Genomic DNA, 10,475 nt, shown 5'->3' with positions numbered 1-10,475 from the left:
CCCGAACGCGGATGCGGTGATCGTGGCGAAGGCCTTCGCCGGCGCCTGAGGGGCCAGGACTACAGGGGCGGGGATTCCTGTTTCGATCAGCTCCCGGGCACTGCCCGCACCACTTTGCAACAGCACCACAAAGGGCGCACCTGGTTACGTACGTAGTATCCCCAGATCGAGTCTCTCCCTTGAGCATTGAGGCTGCACAGCAGATTAAACGTCTCACGCAAGGTATCCCGATCTGGGTCACTGGTAATGCCATAGTTCGACAAGATGGAATCAACGCTAGGTTTCTTCTCTTGCTCGGAACGGTCAGTGTAGGTCTTTGCTTTTGCGGTCATGTCGGAGACCAGGCGATCAAAAGTGCCAGGATCTTCAATGCTTGACAAGGGGAAGGCAAGAATGTGTCCGATATGAAACAGTGCATCGTCGGCGGTCGTTGGCGTCGTGAGGTCGACGCCGTCTGTGTTGATCGTGATCTGACTTTCATCATGATTCGCCGATTGATACCACTGGATAGAATCACCCAAATGGATAGGCACCCATACATCCTCACGATCTTCTGCCAAGCGTGAACCTAGTGCCAACAGATAAGTAATACGTGCCAGGGACACAGAGACAGGGTGAATATCCAGACCAAATACGTGTTCTTGAATGTGGTTCAGGATCGTTTGGTTATCCCATTCGGCTTGCTCTGCAGCCTTAATGATGCGGCGAACCAAGTGATAGATAAAAGTGCCGGAACCACAAGCAGGATCAAGCGCCCGCTGTTCTAATGGCTTCGTTAGTGTCTTTTCTACAATGCCTTCGGCCAGCCAGTCAGGCGTGTAATACTCTCCTGCTCCCTTACGGGCCTCTGCGCTGATAATTGATTCGTAGAGGACTTTCAACACATCATGCTGGGTTTTTGACCAGTCAAACATAGTGATGCGGCGGATGATCTGTCGGACAAATTTCTCTCCATCCGACACAGAGAGAACCCAGTCGAAGAAATCTGCTTCTACAGCGTTGTAGATACCAGCATCGCGAAAAAAGTTACCTGTGAGCATGACTCGTGGATTTTTCAACAATTCTGCAGGTTCAATACCCATCACGGCATGACCAATGGCGGCTGCTTCAATGGACAGCATTGTGTGATCAAGGAATAACTTTTCTTGATCCTCGAAGCCCGTACCTAGTGCGGACCGCAGCAAGCGCGCCCACAACTCACGTTTGAGTCTCGTGGTGGGATCGTCTTCTACCGAATGATAGAGACTACTCAAGAACGCGCGGTCTTGAGTATAACCAGGTGAAGTTGCTCCCAGAATGTCCTCAATTGCATTAGGAGAAGGAGCCACGCCAGCGGGCATAGCCAGCACAGCTTGTAGCCAACCCACGAGCTCATCAACCTTAGCCGAATTAGTTAGCTCAAAAGTCGAGAGACGAGGAAATTCCCCAGTCTTAGGATCTTGCTCGAACAGCCACCAATTTCGCCCATCCGAAAGAATGCCGTTGTACCGCGAACCAGTCTGCATCATGCGAGTCTCGACATAACCCTGCAGTTGCACTATGTACTCGTTCGCCTCTGCCTGTGTAATCAGGCGTCTTTTTACCTCGATAACGGTTGCGCCCAAGGCAATATCAATCCTGCGCTTGGAGCCATCTGCCAACTGATCCTCCAGCTTGAGAACCGTACTTGCCTGCTCTCCAGAAGGGATTAGGTTCGGCGCAGAGAGCAGCAACATCTTAATGTCCGACTGAATATCGGCTTCTGTCCTCCCTGCGGAATCTTGCTGGGTTAAGCGCTGGATCAGATCTGAATCAAAGTGCATATTCTTAGCGTATCGGCATGGATTGCCTTAGAACTTGCTTTGCCTACTTGTGCCATCCAAAGCGTGCGCATATTTACCCTCGATCATGCACCCCTGGCCTGCGCCCCATTTCAGGAATACTTCCCCCATGGACACAACCACACAACGTCGAAACCTCATCGCCTTCTACTTCGGCACAAAAGTCGCAACCGCCGACGTCACCAGTGAACAAGCCATCCTTGGCGCCTCCCGGAGGGCCTACGCGGATCTGCAGCGCACGCTGCGAGGCATAGGTACCCACCCCGACCGCGACATCCTCAAACAGAAGACCCACGAGTCAATCACGACGTTCGTCGACGATCTCGCCACCATCGACTCGCAGGAGGAATTCGATCGGGCACACAAGCAATGGTGCGAGAAAACCGTCGCGGAGTTCGAACAGCGCATCCATCCCACCCGGACTGGTTTCAAATTCCACTACGGCCAGGCCCAGAAGTGGCTGAACATGACATTGAAATACCTGGCCGTGTTGGACCACCCCGATGCGCAGAGGGTTTACCCCTACCTGCACGTGCCCCTGGACCTATACGTCTACAACGAAGCCTCCAGAGAAGGGATCAAACGCCTAACAGCCTGGTCAACACTCGGCCCAGAGAAGTACATCGCCTATCAGGAGAACCTGAGGGAAATGGTGAAAGCCAAAGGAAAATACTCCTGCCCCCTCGATTGGGAGGCTGACGTGTGGGTCACTAGAGGCAGCGCCACCCCATCCCCATAAGGAAAAGACCTTGGAATGACCAATCGGTTTGACCCCGTAGACTTCCCCGACTCCTAAGCCTTCGACAATTTTTTCGCCGAACGGAGCGTAAAAAAACTTCTCGAGCGGCCTCAGAAGGGGAAGCGGATATCTCGTAATCGACTGGGAAGACAATCAGGCGTACTGCGAGGAACACATGTTCAACGGGTCCCCCATAAAGTCGGAGCCCGAATACTGGTGACCCTGCAGGGCCCTTTAAGAACAGGAGCGGGCGTAGAGGCAGGGAGAGCCGGTGACTCGCTGGATTCTCCCTTTACAGCCACCTCACTGTCCCCTCCGAGATATTTGTAGAGCGTGGTGCATCCGATCCCGAGCCGACGGGCCACCTCAGCCTTCGGTATTCCATCGGCCACCTACTGACGAGCCTGGGCCACCTGGGCTCCAGTAAGCACTTTCGCCCGTCCCTTGTCGACCCCGCGCGCTGTGGCGCGGACGTTCCCCTCGGCCTGACGCTCCTTAATGATGGAGCGCTCAAATTCGGCCACTCATGCTGTTCAATCGAACCGCCCGCAAGATAATCCAAGGCTTGAGAAAACGCGGCGTCAAGATCGCGCCCCAGCGATTTCGCCTCACCGAGTACGACACCCGACCAGAACAAGTCGATGTAGCCCGTATTGCCCGTCGAGGCGCGCGCGGCGTCGCGTTCAAACAAGTCGATGCGCTCAGGGATCACGCCGAAACACCGGAGAAGATCCGACCAGAACTGTTGAGCGTGGGACTTCTCAGTGTGGCGTTTATCCGTGGATTTCCATTCATCAATGCGTGGCCGCCAGTGGGACACCATGGTGGTGAGGTTTTTCCGGATGTCGCCCCGATCCAGGGCGACTACAGCAAAAGAAGAAGTCACACGCTCAACACTACGGTGATGCTCGCCCGTGACCTGTCACATGCACGCACAATCCCGACTCACGACGTCGCACCCTTGTGCGTTCCGACTACCCCGAAAATCCCCGCCGTGGCACGACTGCACTAACGCGCCCAGAAGCCACACACCTCTTGCATCATTACCCGATGTGTTTCGTTGGTACGAAACAACGGGGTCGCTACCGGCCTGAGACCACGCCCTGCTCGGGGTGTTCCCGGCACCACTGGCGGGCTTGTTGACGGGTCCAGTCGGCGGGCACACGGAAGTCTTTCCCGTTCATCGACACGACCTTATAGTCAGCCCCGACCGCCGCCCGTGGCGAGCCACTCACGGCGGATAACGGGGAAACCGTCGCTGGGGTCGTCGCCTCCTGGAGCTGACGGGTCAGACTCTCATTAGCGCGAGTCAATGACTCCACGCGGTGCTGTAAGCGAGCAAGTTCCAATCTTTTCAGTGGATCCACCGCGGGCATCCGGGACAGGCGCTCACGCTCCTGCCGGGAGATCACCACCTGATCCGTGGCCGCGTTCTCCAGTCCGTAGCGCAACCCGTCTTGTTGCTCGCGCGTCCACTCCATGCCCCGTAATACTGCCGAGAGGCGACGCGGATGCCCCTGTAACCACCGCACCACCGCATCCACATTCAAGCGCGCTTCTACCTCCACCACGCGCTCGACAACCTGAGTCGCCACCGCTCCTGTGCGTGCTGCGCGACGGGCCTCATAGGCTCGGTTGCGGCACGTTTGGCTGCAATAGCGAGGACGCCGACCAGTGCCGCGATACGACAATTCAGCCCCACATTCCACGCACTCCAACGCGGTAGTTAAACGAGTGTCAGTCATAGTCAACAAGCCTACCCATTTCGTCACAACGATAAACTGCAGATTGATCTGCCAATGGTGTGACCGACTTTTCTCCCTGCTTTTTCGGCAAACCGACAGGGGTCCCGCCGCCACAGCAGCAAGAGTCGGCACGCTTTCTGCGCCGAAAGTTAGCCCATGTCCGATATCCAGACGTTATGACAAGTAGTCGGTTCCGAGCTGCAGGGAATCCAGAACTCGCCCCCTGCCTTTCCGCTGCGCCGAGCACGGCAGACGCGTTGCGGTGTGCGAATCGATTCCATGGCCGGTAAGAATCAGCCGAAAATGCGCGGCAGCCGGTCGTTCCACCTTCGTACCGCGGTCTCATATCGCTCGCTGCGCTGCGTTGCAGCGTCAAGCTGCTCTGGCGCAACGCCAGCCGCGAGAAGGAGCCTGAACGTCAGAACCCACCGCAGCGACTGGTTGAGTGCATGGACACCAAGGATGTCTGCGGTATGCCCAGATTCCTCCTCACCCAGACCGTGGGCGCCAGCAACACGTTGGGCACGCACAGCCTCTTTCCACCGGCCGATTCTCCCAACGGCGGACGGCACTGCCTCGGCAACGGGCTCAGCGATTTCTTTGAGCCGCTGGGGGTACGACTTGTCGGCCCACCATGTCCTTAACGCTTCTTCCAAGCTCGTCTTGACCGGTCCCCCAACCTCCGAGTTACGCAGCGCTTCAACCGCTTGCCCGACTTGCTCCTCGTCGAAGCGCTTCGCATTCGGGTGAAGCCGACGGTGAAGCATTTCAGCGGCGGTCGCGAGCGTGAGCGCCTCGGTCTCAACGGTGGCGAACTCACCGCTCCACGCAGCAGCGAGGATCTGAGGGACTGGAGAAACCCGCGGCGCCAGGTCCAACCAGCGAGGTAGGAACTCATCACCGACGTCGCTGCGATACAAAAAGAGCTCACCAGAACTTCTTGGCGCCTCCGAATGGACCTGAAGCCCCAGCACGTTCACACGAACGTCCTCCTCGGCTAACCCAAGCCTTCGTACTGAGCTTTCAGCTCCAGACAGCAGCGTCATCAAACTCGCGATCGGTGTCGCGACCTGAGAAAGGGCGTCGGTTAGGACCAGACCGCCGTCAATATTGAACACCGCGGCGGTGTTCGTCGTGACTTTAAAGCCGTCGAAGGCCGGTGGCGAGATCGTCGCCGACGGTTCCAAGCGGACCTGCCCCGACGGTCTGATTAGGGATGCTTGCGGCGCGTCGGGGAGCTCAACAGAAAATTCGCGCGGGCCGCGCCCCTTCGCGGGAATGATGTGCTTCGTCGTCCGAATCCCGGCCCAGTCGTGGAGGTTCGTGACCTCCGCCTGGATCTCACTGAACCGCTGAGCTTCGTCGAGGATGTGGTCGCCGACAAGACACCAATCTGTTCGCATCTCATGGTTGCCCAGAGCCTCCTCGTCAGGCATCGCGAAGCCCAAGGAGCGCCGGCGGGTCGTGCGCACACCCCAAAGGGTCACCGCACTCGGGTTCACCGCCAGCGAACCTAGAACTGAGAAGCGTGCCGGCTCCGAGTCGTTAGGGCTCCCGGCCCAGCCTCCGTTTGGCTGTTTAGTCCACTTCACCGACGGAGTAAATCCGGGGCTCACCTCAAGGCTGGCGCGGTTCCCACTAAACCGCAGTACGCCGGTCCGCTGAGGGCTGTGAAACTCGCCACCCGAGTCAACGACTTGAAACTGACCGATGGACTCGGCCATCGGGTCGGGGAACTTGTCTAACGCCACGAACAGAATCGTATCGGGTTCAGAATCCATCGACGTTTAGTGGGTGTCGCATTTGACGATCCCCTAACGCGACTCCGGCAATGCGTCTCGGAGACCGTACCGCCCCTGCGTGCCGCCGTTGCATCTACGTGTAGCGCAAAGAGCGAGCGCAAATTAGGGGTATATGCAACACTGGCGGGGTGAAGATCGGGCATGGACGCGTGTCGACCGCGGAGCTCGGCCGGTTCTTCGGGCTGCACCGTACGTCGGTCTACCGGTACTTGAACGAGGCCAAATCCTGACTAGCTGCACTTCAATTCTGACCCGCTCTTATAGAAGAGAACCTCAATCTCATCATGCCTTTGTTGAATGCCCGGCTTTAATGTACTCATACAACGTAGTGCGCCCCACCCCAAGACGCCGAGCAACCTCCGCTTTCGGCACGCCAGCGTCCACCCACGCACGGGCCTGAGAGACCTGCTCATCAGTGAGCGCGCGAGCTCGCCCCTTGTACACACCACGTTCCTTTGCACGGGCGATTCCCTCTGCTTGGCGCTCCCGAATAATGGAGCGCTCAAACTCAGCCACCGAACCGAGCAGCCCCAGCATCAGCTTGGCGATCGGGGTGGAGTCCTTCGAATAAACCTGCCCCTCCTTGAGGAACTTCACCGACACCCCTTTGCCAACTAGCTCGTCAACAATGGCATACAAATCCGTTAGGGAGCGCGCGCACCGATCCATCGACGTGACGACAAGCTGATCCCCCGCGCGGACATACCGCATCGCCTCATCAAGACCAGGACGCTCACGCGATCCACCGCTGGCCTTATCGGTGTAGTAAGTAAAGACCTTCTCCGCCTTGAGTTGCTCAATCTGACGCTCAAGATTCTGATCTTTCGAACTCACCCGGGCATAGCCCACCTTCTGCCCCGAGATCGCACCTAACTGTTCAGTGATCTCTAGAGGTAGTGACGGTTCTGTTCCATTAGTCATGGAACCAACCCTAGCGAACAGCAAGTCTTGTCATTCACAAAGTGTTCGTCTGGGGTGTACCTCATTGCAACGTACCGCAGGTCTGGCAACCTGAGCGGTCGGGCTGTAGTGAGGGGCTACCGCGACTCCGCTTCGCGAAGCCTTGCTCAGTGTTCCCCAGCGGTAAAGGAGGCCCACACCGGTGCTGTTGCAAACTTCAGGCGGAGAGCCGTGACGACCCAGTCTTCATCCTCTTTCGAGTTTGTGATCTCCGGTCCTTGCGGTTCATGAGCCGCTCACGGTAGAGGCGATTTTGCTTGTGGCGGTGTCGCCACTTCTCGGTCGGAGACCAAATCTTAGACATTGACTCCAGGGTAGATGTTCTGGTGTTGAATAACTACGACCGAATATCAACCCTCTGCAACCACATCACCGACAGTCCCCAGCCCAAGACAGTAAAAGCCACTGACGAGACCACGAGTGCAGTCAAAGTAGAAAGGTTTAGATCTCCCGCCGTAGAAACTGCAGTGCTACCAAGGGAAATCGTATTGGTTATGAGTGCAGACGGAAGGACCCACATAAGCTTTTCAAAGCCGGCGCTCACCACTCCAAAAGTAAGGATTGTGCCGCCTAGTGCTATGGCAACTGGTGCCGCGAAATTGCGGATAATCATCGAGAAGAAAGATTGCCAGGATGCCACTGCAGCTCCCGGTAGTATCGCCAATACGATTCCCGCAATATTTACCCATGGCAAAGGCCCAGGTACGCGAAGTACCATGCCGGCAATGATGCCAAATAGCAGGAGCATGAGTTGCATGAGCGAAACCAACACCACCAAAGCGCCGATCTTTGCGGCGATTATTCCCCCAACTCCCCGTGGCATTGTCATCAACTGATTCCAGTTGAATCCGCGGTGTTCGAGACGCCACGCAGCAGAACCAAGGATCGCGATACCGATAGTCATGAAAAACAATCCATAAAACAGCACGACCTGAGAAAGATAGCTAGACCAGCCCGCAGTGAGCATTTCCTTATTTGCCGAGTAGTTTCCAGCTCCATAACCGACTGAAATTAACGGGATGAGTACTAACACCGTCCAAATGTGGGAGCGTCGGAACTTAAGGAGTTCGTTTCGAAGCAGCATTGCTAGTACTCCCTTGAATTAAGTCGATGGGTCAAAAAGACAAAACTGGCCGCAGCAATCACCACGAATAATCCCCATGGAACCCATGCTTGTTGAACTGGGATGACACCAGCGTCCGTGAAGGTGTACGGGGTAATCACTGCGAAATAGCCAAACGGATTGATCATGCTTAACCACTTCGGCGAGAGCATTCCCCAGATACCTAACAGCCCACCGAGAACGCCCACACCAAGCACTACCAATTGAGATTCGAATCGGGCAGCAATCCACATGAATATTGCCAACATCGCTGCACTTGTGCCCAAGGCACCAGCCGCGGTACATACCCAAACTCCCCAAACTTCAGCTGAAGGCCCGGGAGCCCCCAATGTGAATGGCGCACCCAAAATCACGCCCAATTCCACGACGCGCAGTAAGACCAAAATGAACAAGAAGATCACAAACTTTCGACGGAGCAACATGCCGGGCCAGGTACCTGCAGCGGCATTGAGACGCCAGCCGCCGGCCAAGTGCTCGGGATCTACAGCACGGCTAGCAAGCAGCGCGAGTTGAATAGGAGCAAGCAGCGACAGCACCAACAAATAGCCGATCAAGTACGTCGCCCATTGTTCATCTGGGTTCACGACAAAAGAATCGATTTTCCCTGTTTTAAAAAGCCCCATGCTGGTGAACAACACAATGCCCACCGTCAACCCGATTCCAAAAAGCCCCACGTGAGAGCGTCGAAGTTTAGCGACTTCGATGGCAAGGTTTTCTATCATTGCAAGCCTCCTCGACCAGTGAGCCCGATGAAGATTTCTTCCAAGCTACGATGCTGTCGGACTACCTGAGTGATCGGAATTCCTTGCTCAACGAGACGCACGCACATTTCCGAAACGTCCTGCTCACTCAGGTTTCCGAGCCGCAGCCCACCCGAAACTGTTGCGGGGTCTAGAGCCCGCAACGCCTCAGCTGCCCGTGCCGGAGAAGGGGTCTCCACAAAGACATCAGGCAGCTTGGTTTCGAATAGCTCCCGCTGCGTCCCTTGGAATAGGAGCTGACCCTGGTGGATGATGCTTAATTCTGTCGCCATCTTTTCGATCTCGGAGAGTAGATGACTCGACACCAGTACCGTGCGGCCTTCGTCGCGAGCAAGGCTGACGATGAGCTCTCGGATTTCCTCGATGCCCGCCGGATCCAGACCATTCGTTGGCTCATCCAAGATGAGAATCTTAGGGTCGCGGAGCAACGCCAACGCGATACCGAGTCGCTGCTTCATGCCTAGCGAATAGTCTTTGACCAGCTTGTCCATGTGCTTTTCCAAGCGCACAAGGTGGATCGCACGCTGCACATTTGCCGGCTCAGCGCGCAGCAGACGCGCTGCTATCCCTAAGTTTTCGGCACCTGTGAGATGCAAATATGCCGACGGTTGCTCGATTAGCGAACCAACATGCGCTAGCACACGGCTACGAGTCTCGCGGTTCATTGGCCGCCCCAGCATGTAAATTTCGCCATCGGTTGGCTTGAGCAGCCCGAGCATCATTTTCATGGTGGTGGATTTGCCAGATCCATTTGGCCCCAACAAGCCATGAACGCTGCCTTCGGATACTGCCAAATTTAGCTTGTCGACGACACTAGTCGAACCATACTTCTTGGTGAGATTTCTTGTCTCAATGATTGTGGTCATGAAGACCATCTTGTCGTTTCTGAGCTGCTAAAACATCGACTCCCAGGAGGATCTTTTCGTCATACCCAGGCATGATGTCGCTAGGACTCAAGCAGGTCTTCTCTAGAAACCAAACCGGCACGATATGCCAGCAGCGCGATATGTACTCGATCTCGAGAATTGGTTTTTGCCATCACGCGGCCTACATGCGTTTTCACCGTGGGCATAGAGATGAAGAAGCGCTCGCAAATCTCCGCGTTCGTCCATCCTTTTGCGATAGCCACCAGAATCTCATGTTCACGGCTTGTTAGATCAGACAATCGTTGCTGATCAGTGGCCGAAACTTTGGTTATTTGCGGTTCTTGCAACCTGTGGATAATCCGATTGGTAGCCCGTGGAGAAATTACTGCGTCGCCACGAAAGACCGTTCTGATTGATTCCAACAACACCTCTGGCTCAGCATCCTTCAAAATGAATCCACTCGCCCCGGCAGCCAAACCGCCGAGAACATACTCTTCATCATCGAAAGTAGTGAGGATAATCGACTTTGTTTGGTGCTGTTGCAAAGTGGTGCGGGCAGTGCCCGGGAGCTGATCGAAACAGGAATCCCCGCCCCTGTAGTCCTGGCCCCTCAGGCGCCGGCGAAGGCCTTCGCCACGATCACCGCATCCGCGTTCGGG

General features: G+C 56.0%; 11 protein-coding genes and 1 pseudogene. 1 reads left to right on the top strand and 11 read right to left on the bottom strand.

Annotated features, from left to right (window positions below; genetic code table 11):
- Nucleotides 1–86: 86 nt before the first annotated feature.
- Nucleotides 87–1,802: an N-6 DNA methylase gene (locus IRY30_RS10145; protein ID WP_194557336.1), complete on the bottom strand. Its 1,716-nt coding sequence runs from the start codon at nt 1,800–1,802 to the stop codon at nt 87–89.
- 127 nt (nt 1,803–1,929) lie between these two features.
- On the opposite strand from IRY30_RS10145, the gene IRY30_RS10140 reads away from it, so the two are divergent.
- Nucleotides 1,930–2,559: a hypothetical protein gene (locus IRY30_RS10140; protein WP_194557335.1), complete on the top strand. Its 630-nt coding sequence runs from the start codon at nt 1,930–1,932 to the stop codon at nt 2,557–2,559.
- Nucleotides 2,560–2,738: 179 nt separating this feature from the next.
- Here the strand turns inward: IRY30_RS10140 and IRY30_RS10460 are convergent, their stop codons facing one another.
- The 10 genes and pseudogenes from IRY30_RS10460 to IRY30_RS10095 all read right to left on the bottom strand — a co-directional run.
- Nucleotides 2,739–2,951 (bottom strand): helix-turn-helix domain-containing protein, encoded by a 213-nt coding sequence (locus IRY30_RS10460; RefSeq protein WP_323741517.1) that lies wholly within the window; start codon nt 2,949–2,951, stop codon nt 2,739–2,741.
- The gene (locus IRY30_RS10400) at nt 2,952–3,083 is read right to left on the bottom strand and encodes a hypothetical protein (protein ID WP_267238128.1); all 132 of its coding nucleotides are present in this window, start codon (nt 3,081–3,083) and stop codon (nt 2,952–2,954) included.
- Nucleotides 3,084–3,166: 83 nt separating this feature from the next.
- Nucleotides 3,167–3,382: pseudogene (locus IRY30_RS10455) on the bottom strand (type IIL restriction-modification enzyme MmeI); the annotation flags it as partial.
- Nucleotides 3,383–3,641: 259 nt separating this feature from the next.
- Complete coding sequence (locus IRY30_RS10125) at nt 3,642–4,304, bottom strand: hypothetical protein (protein ID WP_194557333.1); 663 nt, start codon at nt 4,302–4,304, stop codon at nt 3,642–3,644.
- Between the two features lie 293 nt (nt 4,305–4,597).
- Nucleotides 4,598–6,085, bottom strand: coding sequence for an ApeA N-terminal domain 1-containing protein (locus IRY30_RS10120; RefSeq protein WP_194557332.1), 1,488 nt, complete (start codon nt 6,083–6,085; stop codon nt 4,598–4,600).
- Nucleotides 6,086–6,388: 303 nt separating this feature from the next.
- Nucleotides 6,389–7,027, bottom strand: coding sequence for a recombinase family protein (locus IRY30_RS10115; RefSeq protein WP_194557331.1), 639 nt, complete (start codon nt 7,025–7,027; stop codon nt 6,389–6,391).
- A gap of 376 nt (nt 7,028–7,403) precedes the next feature.
- The gene (locus IRY30_RS10110) at nt 7,404–8,150 is read right to left on the bottom strand and encodes an ABC transporter permease (protein ID WP_194557330.1); all 747 of its coding nucleotides are present in this window, start codon (nt 8,148–8,150) and stop codon (nt 7,404–7,406) included.
- Nucleotides 8,151–8,152: 2 nt separating this feature from the next.
- Nucleotides 8,153–8,911, bottom strand: coding sequence for an ABC-2 family transporter permease (locus IRY30_RS10105; protein WP_194557329.1), 759 nt, complete (start codon nt 8,909–8,911; stop codon nt 8,153–8,155).
- The gene (locus tag IRY30_RS10100; RefSeq protein ID WP_194557328.1) at nt 8,908–9,816 is read right to left on the bottom strand and encodes an ABC transporter ATP-binding protein; all 909 of its coding nucleotides are present in this window, start codon (nt 9,814–9,816) and stop codon (nt 8,908–8,910) included. The genes IRY30_RS10105 and IRY30_RS10100 overlap by 4 nt, the downstream gene beginning before the upstream one ends.
- A gap of 80 nt (nt 9,817–9,896) precedes the next feature.
- Nucleotides 9,897–10,475: LuxR C-terminal-related transcriptional regulator (locus IRY30_RS10095; protein ID WP_194557327.1), on the bottom strand; the 579-nt coding region annotated here is incomplete at its 5' end.

Origin of the sequence: Corynebacterium suicordis DSM 45110 (assembly GCF_015351405.1) — a bacterium.
In the GTDB taxonomy this organism is placed as follows: domain Bacteria; phylum Actinomycetota; class Actinomycetes; order Mycobacteriales; family Mycobacteriaceae; genus Corynebacterium; species Corynebacterium suicordis.
The sequence above is the reverse complement of the archived record's forward strand: the minus strand, read 5'-3'. Positions and strand labels throughout refer to the sequence as shown.